Origin of the sequence: Rhodococcus sp. MTM3W5.2, assembly GCF_001984015.1 — a bacterium.
GTDB classification, from domain to species: domain Bacteria; phylum Actinomycetota; class Actinomycetes; order Mycobacteriales; family Mycobacteriaceae; genus Rhodococcus_G; species Rhodococcus_G oryzae.
Genome location: NZ_CP019572.1, coordinates 3,763,347 through 3,786,968 on the forward strand (window position 1 = coordinate 3,763,347; position 23,622 = coordinate 3,786,968).

17 protein-coding genes and 4 pseudogenes are annotated in these 23,622 nt (G+C 70.5%); 10 read left to right on the forward strand and 11 right to left on the reverse strand.

The window, feature by feature from the left end; translation table 11 throughout:
- The 3 genes from BTZ20_RS17230 to BTZ20_RS28265 are packed head-to-tail and all read right to left on the reverse strand — an operon-like array spanning position 1 to position 1,237.
- Positions 1-576 carry a DUF2017 domain-containing protein gene (locus BTZ20_RS17230; protein WP_077042205.1) on the reverse strand — a complete coding sequence of 192 codons (576 nt, stop codon included), beginning with the start codon at positions 574-576 and terminating at the stop codon, positions 1-3.
- A gap of 47 nt (positions 577-623) precedes the next feature.
- Positions 624-959, reverse strand: a complete 336-nt coding sequence (gene clpS / locus BTZ20_RS17235; protein WP_077043788.1) for an ATP-dependent Clp protease adapter ClpS — start codon at positions 957-959, stop codon at positions 624-626.
- A 20-nt stretch (positions 960-979) separates the two neighbouring features.
- Positions 980-1,237 (reverse strand): hypothetical protein, encoded by a 258-nt coding sequence (locus BTZ20_RS28265; protein WP_223263886.1) that lies wholly within the window; start codon positions 1,235-1,237, stop codon positions 980-982.
- Between BTZ20_RS28265 and BTZ20_RS17240 the strand changes: the two are divergent.
- From BTZ20_RS17240 to BTZ20_RS17250, 3 genes and pseudogenes are all read left to right on the forward strand, one after another.
- A pseudogene (locus tag BTZ20_RS17240) lies at positions 1,131-2,382 on the forward strand (nicotinate phosphoribosyltransferase). The gene BTZ20_RS28265 and the pseudogene BTZ20_RS17240 overlap by 107 nt on opposite strands.
- Positions 2,383-2,391: 9 nt before the next feature.
- Entirely contained in the window at positions 2,392-3,000 is a 609-nt protein-coding gene (locus tag BTZ20_RS17245) for an isochorismatase family protein (RefSeq protein ID WP_077043789.1), read from the forward strand.
- 25 nt (positions 3,001-3,025) lie between these two features.
- Positions 3,026-5,055: pseudogene (locus BTZ20_RS17250) on the forward strand (ATP-dependent DNA helicase).
- Positions 5,056-5,066: 11 nt separating this feature from the next.
- On the opposite strand, the gene BTZ20_RS17255 reads toward BTZ20_RS17250, so the two are convergent.
- The 3 genes from BTZ20_RS17255 to glgP all read right to left on the reverse strand — a co-directional run bounded on the left by BTZ20_RS17255 (position 5,067) and on the right by glgP (position 10,479).
- Positions 5,067-6,389 carry a diacylglycerol/lipid kinase family protein gene (locus tag BTZ20_RS17255; RefSeq protein WP_077043791.1) on the reverse strand — a complete coding sequence of 441 codons (1,323 nt, stop codon included), beginning with the start codon at positions 6,387-6,389 and terminating at the stop codon, positions 5,067-5,069.
- Between the two features lies 1 nt (position 6,390).
- The gene (locus tag BTZ20_RS28270; protein ID WP_223263382.1) at positions 6,391-7,815 is read right to left on the reverse strand and encodes a DUF2252 domain-containing protein; all 1,425 of its coding nucleotides are present in this window, start codon (positions 7,813-7,815) and stop codon (positions 6,391-6,393) included.
- 75 nt (positions 7,816-7,890) lie between these two features.
- Positions 7,891-10,479 (reverse strand): alpha-glucan family phosphorylase, encoded by a 2,589-nt coding sequence (gene glgP, locus BTZ20_RS17265; RefSeq protein ID WP_077042206.1) that lies wholly within the window; start codon positions 10,477-10,479, stop codon positions 7,891-7,893.
- Positions 10,480-10,609: 130 nt separating this feature from the next.
- Here glgP and BTZ20_RS17270 point away from each other — a divergent pair.
- The 3 genes and pseudogenes from BTZ20_RS17270 (at position 10,610) to BTZ20_RS17280 (ending at position 16,248) form a co-directional block, all read left to right on the forward strand.
- Positions 10,610-12,615: pseudogene (locus tag BTZ20_RS17270) on the forward strand (alpha-1,4-glucan--maltose-1-phosphate maltosyltransferase).
- Positions 12,612-14,816 carry a 1,4-alpha-glucan branching protein GlgB gene (gene glgB, locus BTZ20_RS17275; protein ID WP_077042207.1) on the forward strand — a complete coding sequence of 735 codons (2,205 nt, stop codon included), beginning with the start codon at positions 12,612-12,614 and terminating at the stop codon, positions 14,814-14,816. The pseudogene BTZ20_RS17270 and the gene glgB overlap by 4 nt, the downstream one beginning before the upstream one ends.
- Positions 14,816-16,248, forward strand: a pseudogene (locus BTZ20_RS17280) (metallopeptidase). The gene glgB and the pseudogene BTZ20_RS17280 overlap by 1 nt, the downstream one beginning before the upstream one ends.
- 69 nt (positions 16,249-16,317) lie before the next feature.
- Here BTZ20_RS17280 and BTZ20_RS17285 read toward each other — a convergent pair.
- The 3 genes from BTZ20_RS17285 to BTZ20_RS17295 all read right to left on the reverse strand — a co-directional run bounded on the left by BTZ20_RS17285 (position 16,318) and on the right by BTZ20_RS17295 (position 18,930).
- Positions 16,318-17,205, reverse strand: a complete 888-nt coding sequence (locus BTZ20_RS17285) for a tetratricopeptide repeat protein (RefSeq protein WP_077042208.1) — start codon at positions 17,203-17,205, stop codon at positions 16,318-16,320.
- Between the two features lie 83 nt (positions 17,206-17,288).
- Positions 17,289-17,651, reverse strand: a complete 363-nt coding sequence (locus BTZ20_RS17290) for a DUF3817 domain-containing protein (protein ID WP_077042209.1) — start codon at positions 17,649-17,651, stop codon at positions 17,289-17,291.
- Between the two features lie 85 nt (positions 17,652-17,736).
- On the reverse strand, positions 17,737-18,930 hold the full coding sequence (locus BTZ20_RS17295) for an acetyl-CoA C-acetyltransferase (RefSeq protein ID WP_077042210.1): 1,194 nt from the start codon (positions 18,928-18,930) through the stop codon (positions 17,737-17,739).
- Positions 18,931-19,020: 90 nt separating this feature from the next.
- Between BTZ20_RS17295 and mce the strand changes: the two genes are divergently transcribed.
- Positions 19,021-19,500, forward strand: coding sequence for a methylmalonyl-CoA epimerase (gene mce, locus BTZ20_RS17300; protein ID WP_077042211.1), 480 nt, complete (start codon positions 19,021-19,023; stop codon positions 19,498-19,500).
- Positions 19,501-19,583: 83 nt separating this feature from the next.
- Positions 19,584-20,555: a hypothetical protein gene (locus BTZ20_RS17305; protein WP_077043792.1), complete on the forward strand. Its 972-nt coding sequence runs from the start codon at positions 19,584-19,586 to the stop codon at positions 20,553-20,555.
- Here the strand turns inward: BTZ20_RS17305 and BTZ20_RS17310 are convergent.
- Positions 20,536-20,838, reverse strand: coding sequence for an ATP/GTP-binding protein (locus BTZ20_RS17310; RefSeq protein ID WP_077042212.1), 303 nt, complete (start codon positions 20,836-20,838; stop codon positions 20,536-20,538). The two genes, BTZ20_RS17305 and BTZ20_RS17310, sit on opposite strands and share 20 nt — an antisense overlap.
- Before the next feature lie 20 nt (positions 20,839-20,858).
- Complete coding sequence (gene nucS, locus BTZ20_RS17315; protein WP_077042213.1) at positions 20,859-21,533, reverse strand: endonuclease NucS; 675 nt, start codon at positions 21,531-21,533, stop codon at positions 20,859-20,861.
- A gap of 93 nt (positions 21,534-21,626) precedes the next feature.
- Between nucS and BTZ20_RS17320 the strand changes: the two genes are divergently transcribed.
- Positions 21,627-23,186 carry an adenylate/guanylate cyclase domain-containing protein gene (locus BTZ20_RS17320; RefSeq protein WP_077042214.1) on the forward strand — a complete coding sequence of 520 codons (1,560 nt, stop codon included), beginning with the start codon at positions 21,627-21,629 and terminating at the stop codon, positions 23,184-23,186.
- Positions 23,187-23,238: 52 nt separating this feature from the next.
- Complete coding sequence (locus tag BTZ20_RS17325) at positions 23,239-23,601, forward strand: MmcQ/YjbR family DNA-binding protein (RefSeq protein ID WP_077042215.1); 363 nt, start codon at positions 23,239-23,241, stop codon at positions 23,599-23,601.
- The last annotated feature ends 21 nt before the right edge of the window (positions 23,602-23,622 follow it).

The window sequence follows — 23,622 nt, forward strand, 5'->3', positions numbered from 1 at the left end:
TCACGGGACCAGGACCTGTACCAGGGAGTCCTGCATCCAGGTGAGCCAGTGGTAGACGTCCAGGTGCGGAGCCCGCGGGTCGTCGGGCTCGAGCTCGTCCGGGGTGTCGGCGTCGATGCCGATGGTGGTCCCCAGGGCCAGGCGCACGTCGTTGAGGCCCGCGAGCCACGCATCGGCCTGTTCGGGGGTCAGCGAGACCTTGCCACCCTCCGGCGGCACCGTCTGCAGGATCACCGAACCCGCCGCCAGCTTGGCGTCGATGATCTCCGGCTCGTGCAGACTGCGCAGTGCCGCATTCATATTCGCGCCCTGCGCCTGCGTGCCCTCGCGGTCGGCCTCGGCCCGGTAGAAGTTCGGCAGCAGGCGGGCCAGCGTGGCATCTGTTGGGGCGTCACTGTTCCCGGTGCGCAGACCGGTCAGTTCGGCGAGGTCGTCCTGTGGCACCGCGGCGGCCCGGTCCTCGAGCAGCGCCAGGACAGACGAGACCAGCGACCTGAGAACCGAGGCCTCTCGTGCGTCCATCTCGGAGCGAATCTTCACGCCGCCCAGCGAATTCTTTCGGCTCCATGTGCGCACGTTGCGTACCTGCGGGTCCTTTCAGGATCGGTGGTCGGGGATCTCCGCTAGCTGTCGCGCTGCATCGTCGCCCACAGCCCGGCCTGGTGGAGACGGTTCACATCGTGCTCCATCTTGTCGCGGGATCCGGACGACACGACGGCTTTGCCCTCCTTGTGGACCTGCATCATCAGGTCGGTGGCCCTCGCCTTGCTGTAGCCGAACAGCTTCTGGAAGATGAAGGTCACGTAGTGCATGAGGTTCACGGGGTCGTCCCAGACGACGGTCACCCAGGGCTTGTCCTCCGCTTCCAGGATCTCCTCGACCTCGGATTCGGCTGGCGTGACCTGCGGCGACGCTGCGGGCATCCTCGCCATGGGAATAGTTGTCGGGCACTGGGCCATGCCTCCAGAGTACGACGTGCTCAGGAAAGAGAAAACCTCCGAACGCAGGACGGGCACGCCCGCGCATCACAGGTCCGCGACTCGTATGGTGGGCGCGTGACGAACAACGCCTCGGACTGGTCCCAGCCGAAGACGAGCACCGCGCTGCTCACCGACCAGTACGAGCTGACGATGCTCTCGGCTGCGCTCGGTGACGGTTCGGCGCACCGCCGCTGCAGCTTCGAGGTCTTCGCGCGCAGGCTGCCCGCCGGACGCCGGTACGGCGTCGTCGCAGGCATCGGCCGGTTGCTCGACGCGCTGCCCCGCTTCCGGTTCGGCGAGCCGGAGCTGGCCGTCGTGTCCGAGTTCCTGAACGAGCAGACGGTGGACTGGCTGCGGAACTACCGCTTCTCCGGCGACATCGACGGCTACCGGGAGGGCGAGCTGCACTTCCCGGGCTCGCCGATCCTGTCGGTGCGTGGCACCTTCGCCGAATGCGTGCTCCTCGAGACGTTGACGCTCTCGATCCTCAACCACGACAGCGCGATCGCCTCCGCCGCCGCACGCATGGTCAGCGCCTCCGCCGGCCGGCGGATGATCGAGATGGGCTCGCGGCGTGCCCACGAGGAGTCGGCCGTGGCCTGCTCCCGCGCGGCGTACCTGGCCGGGTTCACCGCCACCTCGAACCTGGAGGCCGTCCGCCGCTACGGCGTGCCGGGCGCGGGGACCAGCGCGCACGCGTTCACGCTGCTGCACAACACCGTCGCAGGCCCGGACGAGGCGGCCGCCTTCCGCGGTCAGGTCGCGGCGCTCGGACTCGGCACCACCCTGCTGGTGGACACCTACGACATCACCGAGGGCGTCAAGACCGCCATCGCCGTCGCGGGCCCGGAGCTCGGCGGCGTGCGGATCGACTCCGGCGATCTCGGTGTGTGGGCCCGCCAGGTGCGCGCGCAGCTCGACGACCTGGGCGCGACGAAGACGAAGATCGTGGTGTCCGGCGACCTGGACGAATACGCGATCGCGGCACTGCGCGCCGAACCGGTGGACACTTATGGGTGGGCACCGCGCTGGTCACCGGCTCGGGCGCACCCACGGCGGGCATGGTCTACAAGCTGGTGGAGGTGGAGGGCATCCCGGTGGCCAAGCGCAGCAGCCACAAGGAGTCGCGCGGGGTACCAAGCGCGTGCTCCGCTTCGCCCGGCCCACCGGCACCGCGGTCGAGGAGGTCGCCTTCCCTGCCGACGCGCCCGCGCCCGAGAGCGGCGGTCTGATCGCGCACGACCTGCTGATCCCGATGGTGCGGGGCGGCGAGGTGGTGGCCGGTCTGCCCACCCTGGACGAGGGCCGCGACCTGCTCGCCCAGCGGCTCGTCAGCCTGCCGTGGGAGGGACTCAAGCTCTCCCATGGCGATCCCGCGATCCCCACCCGGTTCGTGGGCTAGGTGACGGCGATGAACCCCACCGACTCCCCCGTCACCCCGAAGCGGGCGCTGATCGTCGTCGACGTGCAGAACGACTTCTGCGAGGGCGGCTCGCTGGCCGTCGCGGGCGGCGCGGCGGTGGCGGCCGACATCTCCGCCCTGCTCGGCTCCCCCTCGGCAGGCGAGTACGACGCGATCGTCGCCACCCGGGACTTCCACGTCGACCCCGGCGCGCACTTCTCCGACGAACCCGACTACGTGGACAGCTGGCCGCCGCACTGCCGGGCCGGGACGCCAGGTGCCGGGTTCCATCCCGCCCTCGACCTGCGATCGGTCGAGGAGGTGTTCTCCAAGGGCGCCCACTCGGCCGCCTACTCGGGCTTCGAGGGCTCGGCGGCGTCCGGGCAGTCCCTGGCCGACTGGCTGCGTGCACGCGAGATCGCCGCCGTCGACGTGGTCGGCATAGCCACCGACCACTGCGTCCGCGCGACCGCGCTCGACGCGGCGCGCGAGGGCTTCGAGACCAGGGTGCTGCTGCGGTACACGGCCGCGGTGTCCCCCGACGCCGTGCCGTCGGTGCTCGAGCGGCTCCGCGGCGCGGGCGTCACCCCTGAGGGTCAGGTCGCTGCGGGGAACTGACGGCGGCGCCGAGTAGCCTTGGTCGGTGCCTGAACTCCCCAACGTGCCCGACCTGCTCTCCGTGGCGGTGCAGGCGTTGGGCGGCGCCGAACGCACCAACCAGCTGACCATGGCGTCGGCGGTCGCGCACGCCATCGACACCGGCGAACACCTCGCCGTGCAGGCGGGCACCGGTACCGGTAAGTCGCTCGCCTACCTGGTGCCCAGCATCCGGCACGCCGTCGAGAGCGGCCGCACCGTTGTCATCTCCACCGCCACCATCGCGCTGCAACGCCAGCTCGTCGACCGCGACCTGCCCCGCCTGTCCGATGCCCTCGCCGGCGCGCTGGGCAGGCGGCCGGAGTTCGCGATCCTCAAGGGCCGCAACAACTACCTGTGCCTGAACAAGATCCACACCGGCGCAGCCGAGGAACCGGAGAACGCGGAGCTGTTCGACGCGTTCGCGATCTCCCGGCTCGGCCGCGAGGTGCAGCGGCTGACCAAGTGGTCCTCCGACACCGAGACCGGCGACCGCGACGAGCTGGTGCCAGGCGTGAGCGATCAGTCGTGGCGCCAGGTGAGCGTCACCTCGCGCGAATGCCTTGGCAAGTCGAGCTGCCCGGTCGGCGAGGACTGCTTCGCGGAGCGGGCGCGGGCCGAGGCCTCGAAGGTCGACGTGGTGGTCACCAATCACGCGATGCTCGCGATCGACGCGATCACCGGCATCGCCGTCCTGCCCGAGCACGACGTGGTGGTGATCGACGAGGCGCACGAACTTGTCGACCGGGTGACGGGGGTGGCCACCGCCGAGCTGTCGCCGTCGACCATCAGCGCCGCCGCGCGCAGGTGCGTCAAGCTCGTCGAGGAGCAGGATGCGGACCGATTCGAGGCCTCCGCGGAGGGCTGGGACGCGGTGCTCGAGGAGCTGCACGCAGGCCGCTGGGAAGGACTGCCCGACGGCGCGGGCCACGCACTGGCCGCCGTCCGCGATGCGGCCTGGGCGGTGCGCACGGCGATCGGCCCGGCACGGCCTGGGATGAACGCCACCGATCCCGAGGCGGCCGCCGCCCGCAACGCGGCGCTCGCGGCCGTCGACGAGGTGCACGACAACGCCGTCCGCGTGCTCACCGCGTTCGACGAACCGGACCCGGCCAAACGCCGCGACGTGGTCTGGCTCGCCGACGAGGAGCGGCGGGGCAAGCTCGTGCGGATGGCACCCCTGTCGGTCGGCGGGCTGCTTCGCTCGCGGCTGTTCGCGGAGTCGACCGTGGTGCTCACCTCCGCGACCCTGACCGTCGGCGGATCGTTCGACGGGCTCGCGGTGAACTGGGGTCTGCCCGCCGAGTCCGGCACCCGCGTCGATCCGGCGATGGCGACCGGCACCGAGGCGCCCGCGGACGAGGCCGCCCTCCGGTGGAACTCGCTCGACGTCGGCTCGCCGTTCGACCACGCCAAGGCCGGCATCCTCTACGTCGCCAAGCACCTGCCCGCCCCGGCCGGGACGGGCTGGCGCCGAGCTATCTCGACGAGATCGCCGAACTGGTGACCGCGGCAGGCGGCCGCACCCTCGGCCTGTTCTCCTCGATGCGCGCCGCGAAGGCCGCCGCCGAGGTCATGCGCAAGCGCCTCGACACCCCGGTGCTGTGTCAGGGCGACGACGCCACCGGGCAGCTGGTCCGCGCGTTCGCCGAGGACGAGGCCACCTCGCTGTTCGGCACGCTGTCGCTGTGGCAGGGCGTTGACGTGCCCGGCCCGTCGCTGAGCCTGGTGATCCTGGACCGGATCCCGTTCCCGCGGCCCGACGATCCGCTGCTGGTGGCGCGTCAGCGCGCGGTCGAGTCCCGCGGCGGCAACGGCTTCCTCTCGGTGGCAGGCAATCACGCCGCGCTGCTGCTCGCGCAGGGCGTGGGGCGGCTGCTGCGCAGCGTCGACGACCGCGGCGTGATCGCGATGCTGGACTCGCGGCTCGCGACGGCCCGCTACGGTGGCTACCTTCGCGCCTCGCTGCCGCCCTTCTGGGAGACCTCCGATCCCGAGGTCGTGCGCAAGGCGCTCGCCAGGCTGACGGCGGGCTGAGCCCCCCCTTACTACCTCGGCCGGTGCGCCCACCCGGCCAGCGCGCGGAGCCGAACCCAGTCGACCGCGACCTTGAAGGGCGGCACCCCCGGGCGGTCCCTCGGCAGCCGCACCCGCAGAGCCCCCGGCCGGATGGTGCACCGCACCGGCGTCGCGAGAATGAGCGATTCGCCGTCGACGCCGACCGGTACCTCCTGCGCGTCGGCATCGACGGTCACCTCGCGGACAGTGTGCTGGGTCATGCCGCGTTCGTGCGCGCGGTTGAGCAACCCGACGGCCTGGCGCGCGCCCTCCACCGCCACCGTCACGACGCCGAGCACGCCGCGGTCCAGTCGCGCCCGGCGGCCAAGACCCGCGAGGTCGCTGGTCTGATAGGGGCCGTTGCTCACCAGCACCGCCTGCGGGCCCTCGACCGTGAGCCCGCCCGTTCGGGCGGTCAGCCGTGCCCCCGCGCTCCCGCCCAGCAGGTCCGGCAGCATCCGGAGCACTGTCCCGGTCTTGTCGTTCCGGTACGCCGGGCTCTGCACCACCTCGGCGTACACCCCGAACGAGGCGTTGTTGACGAAGGTGCGCCCGGCGATCTCCCCGAGGTCGACGCGGACCTCGACGCCGTCGCGCAACGCCTCGAGGCCGGCAGCCGGATCGTCGCGATCGAGCCCGAGATCGAGCGCGAAGTGGTTGCGGGTGCCCGCACTGATCACCAGGAACGGTAGGTCGTGTTCGGCAGCGACCCCGGCGACGAGCGCCTGGGTCCCGTCCCCGCCCGCCACCCCGAGCAGGTCGGCGCCCCTGCCTACCGCATCGCGGGCCAGCGCCTCCACATCGATGGTGTCCGGTCCCTCGAGCAGGGCGACCTCCGCGCCGAGCTCCTCGGCCTTGCGCTGCAGCCCGAACCTGGCCACCTTGCCGCCACCCGAGTGCGGATTCATCACCAGAAACGGCCGCCGGGGCGGCGGGACGGTGCGCTCGTCCATCACGGACTCGGCGCGCTCGGCCTCGAGCGCGGTGCGGGCGCAGAGGGCCGCGAGGAGCACGAGCGCGTACGAGACCACCACCACCCACAGCAGGTTCGCGCTGACGAACGCGGACAGGACCGCGATCGGGACCAGCACGGCGACACCCAGCCAGATCCACCGCGGCACGCCGCGATGGGTGAGGAACCAGTACAGGGCCGCCACCATCACCACGACCCCGCCGATGCCCGCGGCGAGCAGCACCAGCGTGCTCAGCAGGCCCGCGGCCACGATCGGGACCACGGCCGCGGCCACGGCGGCCGCGAAGGCCGCCCTCGCCCACCAGCGCCGACTCCGGCCTGTGTCGTCGTCCCCGGCCACGTCAGAGTCCGGACCGCGCGGCGATCCGCCCACCGGCGATCGCCTCGAGCAATGCCGCGTGATCGTGCGCGGTCTGCGCGGCGTAGGACTGTGCGAACGCCGTGATGGCCTCGTCGAACTCGGCGCTGGACCCGAGGTACTCGGCGATCGCGATCCGGTCGCCCGCCCTGGCGTGCGCATAGGCGAGCGCGCGGCCACACAGGCGCCCGTAGAGCGTCATTCCCGTCGGCGTCATCGCCTCGATCACCGCTGACCCCTTGCCATCTCGCAATTGCCGGAGATAGTAGTCGCGCCGCACGCCGTCCACCCCGATGCCCTGCTGCCACCCCAGGAAGATGTCGCTTGCGGCCTGCATCAGCCGCTGACCGTGGACCACGCGCTCGCCCTCGTTCTCGAACGAGGGCCCCTCGAGGTAGCCAGACAGCACGGACGGCAGCGCCTCCTTGGCCTGCAGGAACAGCGGATCCTCGTCGTCGACGCCGCGCATCAGGATGATCCAGCATCGCGTCCCGACGCTGCCGACCCCGACCACCTTGCGCGCCACCTGGATCAACTCGAACTGCTCGAGCGGCACCCGGCGATCCCACTGCAGCGTCGAGCGGTAGTCGCTCAGCCGCTGTTGCAGTTCGCGATTCAACTCATCGGCATCCGCGTCGGCGAAGACCTCCTCGATCGGGACCAGCAGGGGCGGATTGCTGAGGATCTGTCGCCTGCCGTCGACCACCGTGGTCAGCTTCCCCAGCGCCTGGACGCTGTCACGGTTCCACGACTTCTCCAGCGTCTTGCGCATCCGCTTGCTCGACGACGAGTCCAGTTGATCGGCCAGCTCCACCATCTCCTCGGTGGGCTCGATGTGGGAGTACCACACCGCCAGGGTGCCCCGCTCCGCCTGGAGCGCCATCGTCTCCCGGTACTCGGCGGCACACGCCCTGGCGATCCTGGCCCGCTGTTTGGTGCTGAATCCGGTATCCCGCGACGCGACCTCGAGGCTGGCAACCAACCGCTTGACGTCCCACTCGAAGGGGCCGGGATAGGTCTCGTCGAAGTCGTTGATGTCGAACGCCAGCCTGCGCTCCGGTGTCGCGTAGATCCCGAAATTGCTCAGGTGCGCGTCCCCGCACAGGTGTGTGTTCATGCCCGTCGACGGGGCGCGCGAGAGGTCGTCCGCCATGACGAGGGCGGTGCCACGGAAGAAGGCGAACGCCGAGGTCGCCATCCGCCCGTATCGAACCGGGACGAGCTGCGGGATGCGCGCCGCCGCCTGCGTCTCGAGCAGGCCGATCGGATCACGCACGGCGGCGGGGTGGTGCTCTGCGAGCGCCGCGAACGGCGTCTCCCTGCGCGCGGCGCGACCTCGCTCCGCGCGCTCGGCCCTGCTCGGGTGTGCACCCGATTCCGCTGCCGGCGCCACGGTTTGATTGTCCACCCCGCAGACCGTCCCCGCGTCGGGTTCGAGCGCATCCGTGGACAGGAGACGGCGCGGCGCGGCGTCGCGGTCCGCCTACAGGTGCGGCACCGCCAGCAGGCCCAGTTCGGCGTCGGAGGCCAGCAACGGGTGGTGCGGCAGCACCCGCACGGTGTAGCCGACCGAACCGGAGTGCGGGACCGTGGTGTCGGCGACGAACAGCTCGCCGAGCTCATCCGAACCCGCGTGCCGCATCGGCACGGTGATCACGTCCGTCAGTTCCTCGTCCGCCCCGACCCGGCCGAGCACCGCCTGCACGGTGACCTCGGCGATGGCGAGACCGGCGAGCCGCACGTACGCACGCAGCGACAGGTCCGCCCCGATCACGGGGGTGTCCGGCAGCCCGGAGCTGTCCACCTGAACCACCTGCACGTCGGACCACGCCGCCTCGACGCGGCCGCGGTACTCCGCGACCTGCCGCGCCGCCGCGAAACCGTCCGCGACCACGGCCCGCGCGGACCGGGCGGCAGGCGCGTAGTAGTCGACGGCGTAGTCGCGAACCATTCTCGACGCCAACACCTTCGGGCCCAGATGCTGCAGGGTGTGCCGGACCATCTGCACCCAGCGGGCAGGCACCCCGTCCGCGTCCCGGTCGTAGAACTTCGGCAGCACGGACCGCTCCAGGAGCCCGTACATCGCGCCCGCCTCGAGGTCGTCGCGGCGCACCTCGTCGGTCACGCCGTCCGCGGTGGGGATCTCCCAGCCGTTCTCGCCGTCGAACATCTCGTCCCACCAGCCGTCGCGGATGGACAGGTTCAGCCCGCCGTTGAGCGCCGACTTCATCCCCGACGTGCCGCAGGCCTCCAGCGGCCGCAGCGGGTTGTTCAGCCACACGTCGCAGCCCCAGTACAGGTACCGCGCCATCGACATGTCGTAGTCGGGCAGGAACACGATCCGGTGCCGGACGTCGGCCTCGTCCGCGAAGCGCACCACCTGCTGGATCAGCGCCTTGCCGCCCTCGTCGGCCGGGTGACTCTTGCCCGCCACCACCAGCTGCACCGGCCGGTCGGGGTCGAGCAACATCGCCCGCAGCCGGTCCGGATCGCGCAGCATCAGGGTCAGCCGCTTATACGTCGGGACCCGGCGGGCAAAGCCGACGGTCAGCACCTCGGGATCGAAAACACCCGAAACCCAACCGAGTTCGGCGTCGGTGGCGCCGCGCTCGAGCCACGATGCCCGCACCCGCCTGCGGACCTCCTGCACCAGCTGCTCGCGCAGCGTGTTGCGGGTCGACCACAGGTCGGCGGGCGCGATCTCCTGCAGCCGCTCCCAGCCGCGCGCCTCCTCGACCAGCTCGGGTCCCACCGCGCGGCGGGCCAGGTCCATCCATTCCCTCGCCGCCCAGGTCGGGGCGTGCACGCCGTTGGTCACCGAGCCGATCGGGACCTCGGCGGCATCGAATCCCGGCCACAGGCCGTTGAACATCTCCCGGCTGACGATCCCGTGCAGCTTCGAGACGCCGTTGGCGCGCTGTCCCAGCCGCAGTCCCATGTGCGCCATGTTGAACACCGACGGGTCGTTCTCGCGGCCGAGGTCGATGATCCGATCCACCGTCAGACCGGGCAGCAGGGCGGACTCGTTCTCGCCGCCGACCCCACCGAAGTAGTGCCGGACGAGATCGGCCGGGAAGCGGTCGATGCCCGCGGGCACCGGGGTGTGCGTGGTGAACACGGTGGCCGCCCGCACCGCGGCGAGCGCGGAGTCGAAGTCGAGGCCGGACCCGGTGATGAGCTCCCGAATCCGTTCCACCCCGAGGAAACCCGCGTGGCCCTCGTTCATGTGGAAGACCTCGGGGTCGGCGAGCCCGAGCGAACGGGTGTACGCGCGCACCGCACGCACACCACCGATGCCGGCGAGGATCTCCTGCTTGATCCGATGGTCCTGGTCGCCGCCGTACAGCCGGTCGGTCACCCCGCGCAGCTCCGGGTCGTTCTCGGCGATGTCGGAGTCGAGCAGCAACAGCGGCACCCGCCCCACCTGGGCGATCCACACCCGGGCCCGGAGCACCCGGTTGCCCGGCATCGCGACCCGCAACAGCACCGGGGCCCCCGAGTCGGGCTCGGTGAGCAGCCGCAGCGGCAGGCCCTGCGGGTCAAGCGAGGGATAGTGCTCCGCCTGCCAGCCGTCGGCCGTCAGCGACTGACGGAAGTAGCCGGATCGATAGAGCAGGCCAACACCGATCAGCGGCACCCCGAGATCCGAGGCGGCCTTGAGGTGGTCGCCTGCCAGGATCCCGAGGCCGCCCGAGTAGTTCGGGAGCACCTCGCTGACGCCGAACTCCATTGAGAAGTAGGCGATCCCGCCGGCCAGGTCGGCGCCCTTCGCCTGCTGGTTCTGGTACCAGCGCGGTTGGCCGAGGTAGGTGTCCAGGTCCTGCTCGAGCCGGTCGAGCTCCGCGACGAAGTCGTCGTCGATCGCCAGTTCGTCCAGGCGGGCGGGCGACACCTCGCCGAGCATCCGGATCGGGTCGTGGCGGACCTGCGACCACAGCGAGGGGTCGATCCGGCCGAACAGATCCTGGGTCTCGGGATGCCAGGACCAGCGCAGGTTCGTCGACAGCTGCTCGAGAGCGGCCAGCCTGGCGGGAAGGTGGGCACGGACGGTGAACCGACGCAAGGCTTTCACCCTGCGAAGACTACCCATCGCAGGCGCTTTTGGGAGGGCAGCCTGCGGAGCGACCCGGGCTTCCTACGCGTTGCACGGGACCCGAGATTCGGCCAGCGCTTCCCGTACGACTACCCGTAAGGTCTAATCCATGACCGGGCGGATAGGCATCGACGACGTCGCCCCCGAGATCTCGGGGGACGCCACCCCGCGAAGGCGGTCGTCGGCGAGACCTTCCCGGTGTCGGCGACGGTGTGGCGCGAGGGGCACGACGCGGTTGCGGCGACCCTCGCCGTGCGCGGGCCGGAGTCGACCACCACCATTCGGATCCCGATGTCCCCCGGCCCGTTACCGGACACGTTCGCGGCGGTGTTCACACCCACGAGCGTCGGGGCGTGGAGCTTCCGTGTCGAGGGCTGGGGCGATCCGATCTCCACCTGGCGGCACAACGTGGAGGCCAAACTGTCGGTCGGCCAGGGCGCCGCCGACCTGGCCAACGACCTCGAGATCGGCGCCCGCCTGTTCGAGCGGGCCGCCAAGGCGGTGCCGCGCGGGGACCGGCCGCGGTGCGCAGCGGTCGCCGCCGCCCTGCGCAGCGATCAGCAGCTGCCCGCGCGGGTCGCCCCCGCCTTCGCGGCCGACATCGCCGAACTGCTGCGGGTGTACCCGCTGCGCGACCTGGTCACCAAGGGCCGCAGCATCCCGGTGTGGGTCGACCGCAAGCGCGCCCTCGTCGGCGCCTGGTACGAGTTCTTCCCCCGCTCGACCGGCGGCCGTGCCCCCGACGGCACCCCCAGGCACGGCACCTTCGCGACGGCGGCGGACGACCTCCCGCGGATCGCCGCGATGGGCTTCGACGTGGTCTACCTGCCCCCGATCCACCCGATCGGCCGGGTGAACCGCAAGGGCCCGAACAACTCGCTGACGCCGGGTCCCGACGATGTCGGCTCGCCGTGGGCGATCGGCGCGGAGGAGGGCGGCCACGACGCCGTACACCCCCGCCTCGGCACCATCAAGGACTTCAGGAACTTCGTCGCAAGGGCTCGTCGATTGCGGCTCGAGGTCGCGCTCGACCTCGCCCTGCAGTGCGCACCCGATCACCCGTGGGCGCAGCAGCATCCGGAGTGGTTCACGGTGCTGCCCGACGGCACCATCGCCTACGCCGAGAACCCGCCGAAGAAGTACCAGGACATCTACCCGGTCAACTTCGACGACGACCCCGAGGGCATCTACGCCGAGGTGCTGCGGGTGGTGCGGTTCTGGATCAAGAACGGTGTCAAGATCTTTCGGGTCGACAACCCGCACACCAAGCCACCGGACTTCTGGGAGTGGCTGATCGCCGAGGTGAAGCGTTCCGATCCGGACGTGCTGTTCCTCTCCGAGGCGTTCACCCGACCCGCCCGGATGTACGGCCTGGCCAAGCGCGGGTTCACCCAGTCCTACACCTACTTCACCTGGCGGGTGAACAAGCACGAGCTCACCGAGTTCGGACTGGAGATCGCCGCCAAGGCCGACGAGGCCAGGCCCAACCTGTTCGTCAACACGCCGGACATCCTGCACGAGAGCCTGCAGCAGGGCGGTCCCGGCATGTTCGCGCTGCGCGCCGCGCTGGCCGCGACCCTGTCTCCGACCTGGGGCGTCTACTCCGGATACGAACTGTACGAACATGTTCCGCTGCGACCGGGCAGCGAGGAATACCTCGACTCCGAGAAGTACGAGCTGCGCCCCCGCGACTTCGACGGCGCCCGCGCCCGCGGTGAGTCGCTGGAGCCCTGGCTGGCGACCCTGAACCGGATCCGCCGCGCCCACCCCGCGCTGCAACAGCTGCGCAACATCACCTTCCACCACACCGACAGCGACGCACTGATCGCGTATTCCAAGTTCGACCCGACCACCGGCGACGCCGTGCTCACGATCGTGAACCTCAATCCGTACGGGGCGGAGCAGGGCATCATCTGGCTCGACATGCCCGCCCTCGGGCGCGACTGGCACGACCACCTGACCGTTCTCGACGAGGTCAGCGGCGAGCAGTACCACTGGGGCCAGGCCAATTTCATCCGACTCGAACCCTGGCGCGCGGTCGCCCACATCCTCGCGTTGCCCGCCGTTCCCTACCCCGCGCGGCTACCGCTCGCCCACCGCGCACCACGCACATGAGCGCGGATCGGGTCGCGCAGGTCGCGGCGCCCCCACCCGCCGACCTCGCCCGGCTCGCCGAGGGCACCCACCACAACCCGCACGCCGTCCTCGGTGCGCACGCGCATCCCGGCGGCACCGTGATCCGGGCGCTGCGCCCCAACGCGGGCGAGGTGTCGGCCCGCATCGGGGGCGTCGACCACCCCCTGCAGCCGGTCTCCGACGGGCTGTTCAGCGCGGTCGTCCCCGTCGAGGACCTCATCGACTACCGGCTGGTGGTCGAGTATCCCGGCGGACACACCGTCGTCTCCGCGGACGGCTACCGGTTCCTGCCGACCCTCGGTGAACTCGACCTGCACCTGTTCGGCGAGGGCCGACACGAACGGCTGTGGGAGATCCTCGGCGCGCACCCGCGCAGGTACACGACCCCGGACGGCGAGGTGGCAGGCACCTCCTTCGCGGTGTGGGCGCCCTCGGCGCGGGGCGTCGCGGTGATCGGCGACTTCGACGGCTGGGGCGGGCAGACCGCGCCGATGCGCATGCTCGGGTCCAGCGGGGTCTGGGAGCTGTTCGTCCCCGGCGTCGGGCCCGGCGACCTGTACAAGTTCCTGGTACACGGCAGCGACGGCTCCGTCAGGGAGAAGGCCGACCCGATGGCGTTCGCCACCGAGGTGCCGCCGCGCACGGCCTCGATGGTCGGCATGAGCACGCACCGGTGGGCCGACGCCGAATGGATGGCCGTCCGCGCGCGCACCGACCCGAACCTGGCCCCGATGAGCGTGTACGAGGTGCACCTGGGGTCCTGGCGTCCCGGCCTGAGCTATCTCGAACTCGCCGACCAACTGTCCGCCTATGTCGTCGAGCAGGGCTTCACCCATGTCGAACTGCTCCCTGTGGCCGAGCACCCGTACGGCGGATCCTGGGGTTACCAGGTCACCTCCTACTACGCCCCGACCGCCCGCTTCGGCTCCCCTGACGACTTCAGGGCCTTCGTCGACCGGATGCACCTCGCGGGCGTCGGCGTCATCGTCGACTGGGTGCCAGCGCACTTCCCGAAGGACGACTGGGCGCTGGCCCGGTTCGACGGCGGCCCGCTCTACGAGCACGCCGATCCCCACCGCGGCGAGCAATTGGACTGGGGCACCTACGTCTTCGACTTCGGTCGGCGGGAGGTGCGCAACTTCCTCGTCGCCAACGCGCTGTTCTGGATCGAGGAATTCCACATCGACGGGCTGCGCGTGGACGCGGTCGCCTCGATGCTCTACCTCGACTACTCGCGACCCGAGGGCGGCTGGACGCCGAACATCCACGGTGGACGGGAGAACCTTGAGGCCGTGGCGTTCCTACAGGAGATGAACGCGACCGTGCACAGGCAGCACCGCGGCGTGGTCACCATCGCGGAGGAATCCACCGCGTGGCCGGGCGTCACGCGCACAACCAACGTCGGTGGCCTCGGCTTCAGCATGAAGTGGAACATGGGCTGGATGCACGACACCCTCGGCTACCTCGGCCGAGACCCGGTGCACCGCAGCTTCCACCACCACGAGATCACGTTCTCGCTGATGTACGCGTGGAGCGAGTGCTACCTGCTCCCGATCAGCCACGACGAGGTGGTGCACGGCAAGGGCACGCTGTGGACCCGGATGCCGGGCGACGACTTCGCCAAGGCCGCGGGCCTGCGCACCCTGCTGGCCTACATGTGGTCGCACCCCGGCAAGCAGCTGCTGTTCATGGGGCAGGAGTACGGCCAGCGCACCGAGTGGTCGGAGGAGCGCGGGCTCGACTGGCATCAGCTCGACGAGGGATACGTCGGCGAGCTGCACCGCGGGATCCTGGCGCTGGTACGCGATCTCAACGCCACCTACCGACGCCACCCGGCGCTGTGGACGCTCGACAACTCCCCCGGCGGGTACTCCTGGATCGACGCGAACGACACCGAGAACAACGTGCTCAGCTACCTGCGGTACGGGTCCGACGGGTCGATCGTGGCGTGCCTGTTCAACTTCTCCGGCTCGGCCCACTCGGAATACCGGGTCGGCCTGCCCGAGCCCGGCCGGTGGGTCGAGATCCTCAACACCGATGCCGCCGCGTATCGCGGCGCCGGGATGGGTAACTTCGGAGCCGTGACCGCGACCCTGCAGCCCTGGCACGGGCGACCCGCGTCGGCGTCGGTCGCGCTGCCGCAGAACGGCGCGATCTGGCTGAGCCTGGAGCGTGGCTGATGCGCCGCCGCCGATCCGTGCTCGCGGTCGCCTCGATGGTCGCCGTCGCCGCGGTCGTCGCGGGCTGCTCCGGGGCGATCGACGGACGCGCCGTGTCGATCTACGACAATCCCTTCACGGTGGCGGGTCTGCCCGCGACCTCCGGCCCCAGCGGCCCCCGCGACGGCGTGCCCGACGCCCAGCTCCCGGTTCGTGGCGCGGACGGCTCGGCGGCCGATGTGCTGGCCACCAACGCCGTGGACGACATCGCGGCGTTCTGGCAGTCCGAGTACCCCGGGTGTTCGGCGGCGACTTCAGGCCCGTCACCGACCTGCTCTCCTGGGACCCGGACGCGGATCGGGCGCAGGCCCCGACATTCTGCGGCGACAACACCCACGGATTCGCCAACGCCGGCTACTGCACCCGCGACGGCTCCATCGGCTGGGACCGCACCGTGCTGCTGCCCTCGCTCATCGAGACCTTCGGACCGATGTCCGTGGTGATGGTCATGGCCCACGAGTACGGGCACGCGGTCCAGTACGGCTCGGGACTCGCAGGCGACGACGACTTGACGCTGGTGCTCGAGCAGCAGGCGGATTGCTTCGCAGGGGCCTACATGCGGCACGTCGCCGAGGGCGATTCCGAGCACTTCACCCTCAACACCTCCGACGGGCTCAACTCGGTGATGGCGGCGATGGTCGCGGTGCGCGACAGCGACCCGAACGACCCGGAATCGGTGCACGGCTCGGCATTCGAGCGGATCACCGCGTTCCAGATCGGCTTCACGGACGGCGCCAAGTCCTGCACGAAGATCGATGAGACCGACGTGCTGTCGCGGCAGGCCGAGCTGCCCCAGCAGTTCACCACCGAGAGTGACACCGGCGAGATGCCTGTCACCGAGGAGTCCGTGCAGCTGACGGTGGACTCGCTGCAGGCGCTGTTCGACCTGCCGCAGAAGCCGGCCGTCGACTTCGCAGGGGCGGACACCGGGTGTCCGGACGCGGAGGCCACGCAACCGGTCTCCTACTGCCCGGCGACGAACACGATCGGCGTCTCGCTGCCCGAGCTGGTCGAGCGCGGCACCCCGAACCCGGAGTCCGGGGACGAGTTCGACGCCGACGTGCGCGGCGACTTCGGCGCCTATGTCCTGGTGGCCTCACGCTTCACGCTGGCCGCGCAGGCGCATTCCGAGAAGTCGCTGACCGAGGCCAAGACCGCGGTGCGGGCGGCCTGCCTGTCCGGCGCGTGGACCGCGGCGACCGCCGTGGGCGAGGCGGGTGGGCTGACCCTGTCCCCCGGCGACCTCGACGAGGCGGTGTCCGGGCTGCTGAGCGACGGGCTGATGGCCAGCGACGTGAACGGGAACACCGTGCCGAGCGGCTTCGCGCGCGTGGACGCCTTCCGCTCGGGAGTCCTCGGCGGCGAACAGGCCTGCGAGAACCGCTACGGGTGATGCGGCTCCGCCGCCTGTGCGCGAGTCTTACCCCGATCGGGGTAAGACTCGCGCACAGGCGCGAAGCGCCTAGTACAGGGCGGACGCGAGCTTGCGACGGGCGGCGATGACGATCGGATCGGCGGGGTCGAACAGCTCGAACAGCTCGAGCAGTCGGGTCCGGGCGGAGTTCCGGTCGTCGCCCGCGGTGCGGCGGATCGTCTCGATGAGACGGGCGAAGGCCGCTTCGGGCTGCTGGCTGTAGAGCTCCATGTCGGCCGCGTCCAGTTGGGCGGTCACGTCGGCGGGCTCGGCGTCGGCCCGCGCGACGGCGTCGGGGTCGAGGTCCTGCACGCGGGCGATGAACCGGACCTGCCTGATCGCACCGAGCGCCTGCACGTTCGCGGGCTCCGCGTCGAGGATCACCTGATAGGCGGCCTCGGCGCCGGCCAGGTCACCCTCGCTCAGTGCGGTCTCCGCCGCGACGAACCGCGGGTCCTCGGGCTCCTCGGGCTCGCCATCGCCCTCGGACTGCGGCGCGCCGGAGAGCTTGCCCGCGGTCGCCTGCAGCACGGCGTCGATCCACTGTCCGAGTTGCGGCTCATCGCCATCGAAGTCCGCCAGCGGACGTCCGGCCGCGACCGCGACGACGGCGGGCAGCGCCTGCACGCCGAACGCCTGCGCGATCCGGGGATCGCTGTCGACGTTCACCCGGGCCAGCACCCACGATCCGTTGCCCGCCGCGGCGAGCGCATCCAGGGTCGGGGAGAACACCGCGCTGGCAGGCATCGACGCCGCGTACAGCTCGACGACGACGGGAACCTGGGTCGATCGGGCCAGCACCTCGGCCTCGAAGTTGGCCTCGGTCACCTCGACGACCGCCGCAGACGCGGCACTCACGCCGTTCGCTGTCGGCGGGCCTGCGGGCGCGGCCTGCGCTCGTTCCTTGAGGGCGGACAGATCCACCGCGCCGGTCATGGCGGCGGCCGCCGCGGCCGATGGACGTGAGGGTGGGCGGGAACCGGGTCGAGTCACATGTTCAGTTTGTCACGATCGACGGCTCAGCTCAGCGCGGGTGCCGGTTCCTTGTCGCTGTCGACCGAGAGCTCGGCGAGACGGCCGGTGCGCACGGCCCAGGCCTCGAACACGATCGTGCCGAACGGCGGGACGCTCGCGACCAGCGCCCAGAAGGTGGTGACCAGCGACCACGAGAGCTTCTTCGCCGTGACGATCGCCACCAGGACGTACAGCACGAACACCGCACCGTGGATGGGCCCGAAGACCTTCACGCCGATCTCGTTGCCGTCTGCGGGCAGGTACTTGAAGGCCATGCCGATCAGCAGGCCGAGCCAGGTGATCGCCTCCAGGACCGCCACGAAACGGAAGCGCTTGGCCCACGTGCTGAGATCGAAGATGTTCGCCATGGGCCCCATTGTGCCCGACGCACTACGACGCCCCGTAGTTGAGGCCGTCGAGCTCGACCACGGGGCGTCGCGGCGCTGCCCTCGGCTACTGCTTGGGCACCCGGATGATCAGGGCGTCGCCCTGACCGCCGCCGCCGCACAGCGCGGCCGCACCGACGCCGCCGCCGCGACGGCCCAGCTCGAGCGCCAGGTGCAGCGCGATCCGCGCACCCGACATCCCCAGCGGGTGCCCGATCGCGATCGCGCCGCCGTTCACGTTGACCTTCGACTCGTCGAGTCCCAGTTCCTTCGTCGAGGCGATGCCGACGGCGGCGAACGCCTCGTTGATCTCCACCAGGTCCAGGTCCTTCGGGTCGATGCCCTCGCGCTCGCAGGCCTTCGCGATCGCGCGCGCCGGCTGCGACTGCAGCGTCGAGTCGGGGCCCGCCACCACGCCGTGCGCGCCGATCTCGGCGATCCAGCTCAGGCCCAGCTCCTGCGCCTTGGCCTTGCTCATCACCACCACCGCGGCGGCACCGTCGGAGATCGGCGACGCCGAGCCCGCGGTGACGGTGCCGTCCTTGCTGAACGCCGGACGGAGCTTGCCAAGCGACTCGACGGTGGTGTCGGCGCGGATGCCCTCGTCCTCGGCGAACACCACCGGCTCGCCCCTGCGCTGCGGGATCTCCACCGGCACGACCTCCGCCTCGAAGAGCCCGTCCTTCCAGGCCCGCGCGGCGTTCTGGTGCGAGGCCGCCGCGAACGCGTCCTGCGCCTCACGGCTGATCAGCTGGTCGTCGGCCTGGTTGCGCTGCTCGGTCAGGTTGCCCATCGGCTGGTCGGTGAAGATGTCGTGCAGGCCGTCGTAGGCCATGTGGTCGCGCAGGGTCACGTCGCCGTACTTGAAGCCCTCGCGGCTCTTCTCCAGCATGTGCGGCGCCCGCGACATGGACTCCTGACCGCCCGCGACCACGACGTCGAACTCGCCGGCCCGGATCAGCTGGTCGGCCAGCGCGATCGCGTCGACACCCGAGAGACACACCTTGTTGATCGACAACGCGGGCACATCCATCGGGATACCCGCCGCAACGGCCGCCTGCCTGGCGGGCATCTGGCCGGCGCCCGCGGTCAGCACCTGGCCCATGATCACGTACTGCACCTGCTCCGGCGCGACCCCCGCCTTCTCCAGGGCACCCTTGATCGCGATGCCACCCAGATCGGATCCCGAGAAATCCTTGAGCGAGCCGAGCAAACGGCCCACAGGGGTCCTGGCTCCGGCGACGATGACTGAACTGCTCACGGCTTCCTCCAACGATCAACACGGGTGGTCAGCGACCAAAAGTCACATCCCAAAGAGAACTACAAAGACGGTAGCGCTACCGTCATCGACATGACGAACTCCGCCCCCAACGCCGCCGCGTCCGTACTCGCTTCCGACCTGGTGACGGCCATCGACCACGTCGGCATCGCGGTGCCCGATCTCGACGCCGCCATCGCCTGGTACGGCGAGCACCTCGGCCTCGTGTCCACGCACGAAGAGGTCAACGAGGAGCAGGGTGTGCGCGAGGCCATGCTGTCCGTGCCCGGCAGCCCGGCAGGCGCCACCGCGATCCAGCTGCTCGCCCCGCTCAACGACGACTCGACCATCGCCAAGTTCATCGCCCGCAGCGGCCCCGGCCTGCAGCAGCTCGCCTACCGGGTCAGCGACCTCGACGCCATCTCCGAGCGCCTGCGCGCGGGCGGCGTCCGGCTGCTCTACGATGCCCCTCGCCGCGGCACCGCGGACTCGCGGATCAACTTCCTGCACCCCAAGGATGCGGGCGGCGTGCTGGTCGAACTGGTCGAGCCGGCCGCAGACCCGGCACACTGATACTGCGCCAACCCCCTTTCAGCACTGTGGTTCGCCCGAGCGCATCAACCACATCACCACCGGAGCGACGGTAAGTTATGACCATGCCCAACGAGATCCAACTGCCCTTCAACATCGTGCGGAAGGGCTACGACCGCGACGAGGTACGCAACTACTTCGAGCGCTTCGACGCGGAACTCCGGGTCACCGCGACCGATCGTGATGCGGCGGCGGCGCAGGCCCGGGACCTCGCCCAGCAGTTGGAGGACTCCCGCGACGAGATCGACGACCTGCGCAAGGACGTCGACCGACTGTCGGTTCCGCCGACGACCGCGGAGGGCATGAGCGAGCGCATCTCCCGGATGCTCCGCCTCGCCTCCGACGAGGCCTCGGAAGTGCGGGCAACGGCCCAGTCCGAAGCCGCCGAGTTGGTGTCCATCGCCGAGCAGGACGGCGCCGCGCTGCGCGGCAAGTACGAGGGCCTGCTCGCCGAGCTCGAGGATCGCCGGAACGCCATGGAGGTCGAGCACACGCAGACCATGGCGACCGCGCGCACCGAGGCCGCGCGTCTCGTCGAGAAGGCGCAGTCCGAGGCCGCTCAGCTCCAGGCGGATTCCGAGGCGCGGCGCAACGAGGTCCAGCAGGACTTCGAGATCACGATGAGCGAGCGCCGCACCAAGGTCGTCAGCGCGGTCAACGAGCTCGAGGCCACCAGCAAGGCCGAGGCCGAGCGCAGGCTCACGGACGCCACCAACGAGGCGCGCAGGCGACTGCAGACCGCGACCGAGCAGGCCGAGAAGCGGATCGCCCACGCGAAGGAACTCGCCGAGGAGCTTCGCGTGCTCCGCGGCCGGGTCCTGGCTCAGCTGCTGGGAATTCGGGGACAGCTCGATTCGGTGCCCGCGATGCTCGCCTCGGTCAACCGCGAGGGCGAACTCCTCGACGGGGCCGGCGACTCAGCCGGACGCAACACCCCGGCCAAGGACGAGGACGAGGACACCGACGGTGGCGACGCACCCGAGGCGTCCGAGAAGTCGGAGAAGTCCGAGGAGTCGGTCAAGACCAACGTCGGGTGATCCCGCGCGACCCGCGGCCGTTCCAGCACCCGGTGTGCCAGTGCCTGCGTTCCTCGGCCCCGCCGAGTTCGTCCGCAGGCCAGGCCACCAGGTGCGGGACGCCGGGCCGGATCTCGTGATCACAACCGGGGCAGCGATAGTTCTTCGTGGCGCGCGACCCCGGCACCGGGCGGACCAGGTACCGCTCGTCGTCGTATCCCGCGGGCCCGGAATCGATCCGCGACTCCCAGCCGCCGGCAGGCGTCGGCCGGTCGGTCCGGTGTCGCTGATTCCGTCTGGGCATGACTACAGCCTAGGTTTCGATCAGAACAGCCGGAACTCGGTGCTCTCGGTCCCCCGCAGTTTGTCGTAATCGAGTGTCAGGCAGCGGATCCCGCGATCTTCCGCGAGGGTCCGCGCCTGGGGCTTGATCTGCTGCGCGGCGAACACCCCGGTCACGGGCGCGAGCAGCGGATCGCGGTTCATCAGTTCCAGGTAGCGGGTCAGCTGTTCGACACCGTCGATCTCGCCGCGGCGCTTGATCTCCACGGCGACCGACGCTCCGTCCGCGTCCCGGACGAGCAGGTCCACCGGACCGATCGCCGTCATGTACTCACGCCGGACCAGGGTGTAGCCGGAACCGAGGGTCTCGACGTGCTCGGCCAGCAGTTCCTGCAGGTGCGCCTCGACCCCGTCCTTGATCAGGCCCGGGTCGACGCCGAGCTCGTGCGAGGAGTCGTGCTCGACCTCGTGGATCGTGATCCGCAGCTCCTCGCCGGCCTTGTTGGTCACGATCCACAGCTGGGTGCCCTCCTCGCCGTCGTTCTCGACGAGCCAGCACGGCGGGCTCATCCAGTTCAGCGGCTTGTACGCACGGTCGTCCGCATGGATGCTCACCGAGCCGTCGGACTTGACCAGCAGGAGCCTGCGCGCCTTCGGCAGGTGTGCAGTGAGTCGTCCGACGTAGTCGACATGGCAGCTGGCAATCACGAGGCGCACTCGGAACACCCTAGAGCACCCATCGGTGCGCGCCGCAGACCCGCCACGCCGCGCCGGGTCACCGGGTGGTCAACCCATTACGCTGGAGCGACCATGCCGCTCCCGTTCCGCTCGATCGCGCCGCTGGGCTCGCGGCTGCTCGGCGCCCCGGACGAGAGCCCGCGCCGCCGCCGGATCCGCGTCCAGGTGCTGCTGACCGCAAGCCTGGTGCTGTCCAACCTGATCGGCGCGCTCGTGGTCGGCGCGCTGATCACCGTGGTCGTGCCCGGTCCGAGCCTCTACGACCTCAACTACCTGATCGTCAACGCGGTGATCGGGCCGGTCTACATCGCCCTGGCCGTCGCGGTCGGCGTTCTGTGGGGCACCCTCCGCGCGACGAAGGACCTGCGGTGGGCCATCGAGAACCGGGAACCGACCAGGGAGGAGGCCGCGGCGGCGCTCGCGATGCCGTGGCGCCTGACCCGGATGCAGGCCCTGCTGTGGACCATCGGGCTCGTCCTCTTCACGGTCAGCTACGGGCTCATCGACCCGGAGTCCATCCCCAAGGTCGCCTTCACCATCGCCATGGGCGGGGTCACGGTCTGCGCGTTCAGCTACCTGCTCAGCGAGTTCTCGTTGCGTCCCGCGGCCGCGCGCGCCCTCGAGGCGGGCGACCCGCGCCGGGTGCGCATCGCGGGCGTGACCGGCCGCAACATGCTGGCCTGGACCCTGGGCACCGGGGTGCCGGTGGCCGGCCTGATGCTGATCGCGGTCTTCAGCTTCATCCGCCCGGAGCACGTTGACGTGGACAAGCTCGCGGTGTCCATTCTCGCGCTCGGCGCCATCACCCTGGTCTTCGGGCTGGCGCTGACCCTGCTCGGGGTTGGCGCCACCGTGGCGCCCATCCGCGCGGTCCGGGCAGCCATGGTGCGCGTCGAACACGGCGAGCTCGACACGCAGGTGGTGGTCTACGACGGCACCGAGCTCGGCGAGCTGCAGAGCGGCTTCAACCGGATGGCGGAGGGCCTGCGCGAGCGCGAGCGGATCCAGGAACTGTTCGGCAGGCACGTGGGACACGAGGTGGCCGAGGCCGCCATCAAGCGCAATCCCGAGCTCGGCGGAGAGGAGCGCGAGATCGCGGTCTTCTTCATCGACCTGGTCGGGTCCACCGAGCTCGCTGCATCCCGGCCACCGAAGGAGGTCGTCGATCTGCTCAACCGCTTCTTCGATGTCGTGGTCGACGAGGTGGACCGGCACGGGGGTCTGATCAACAAATTCGAAGGCGACGCCGCGCTCGCGATCTTCGGGGCGCCCGTCGAGATCCAGGACCCCGCAGGCAGCGCGCTCGCCGCCGCCCGCGCCATCCGGACCCGGCTCATCGTCGAGGTGCCGGACTGCAGCGCCGCGATCGGCGTCGCCGCGGGCACCGCCGTCGCGGGAAATATCGGCGCCCGCAAGCGATTCGAGTACACGGTCATCGGGGATCCGGTGAACGAGGCGGCCCGGCTGTCCGAGCTGGCCAAGACGATCGACGGCGCGCTCGTCGCCTCCGATCGCGCCGTCCAGCGGGCGGGGACCGACGAGTCCCGGCGCTGGGAGCTCGGCGACTCGGTGATCCTCCGCGGGCGCAACGTCGCCACCCGCTTGGCCACCCCCGTCCGCAAAGCGCCGTAGCGAGGCTCTCCCGACCGCGCTCGACGTCGGTGGGCTCTGGTAGATGTGGGGCATGGGTGTGACTGTCGACGAGTTCCTGACAATGCTGGACACGTTGCCCGAGACCGAACAGAGCGGCGGTGGCGGCGGTAGCTGGGTGTCGCTCAAGGTCAACGGCAAGGGCTTCGGTTATGTGTGGGAGAAGACGGAGACGGTCGGCCTCAAGACCACCCTCGACGAACAAATCGCGCTGGTGTCCGAGCGCCCCGACGTGTTCGAGATCCAGTTCACCACCAACCAGTTCGGGTGGGTCGTGGTGCAGCTGGCGAAGATCGAACCCGACGAACTGCTGGAACTCGTCACCGAGGCCTGGTGCCTGACCGCGCCCAAGCGTCTCGTCGAAGCACACGAATTCGGCAGTCTCTACGACGAATAGCCCCGTGCCTGCGAGGATGCG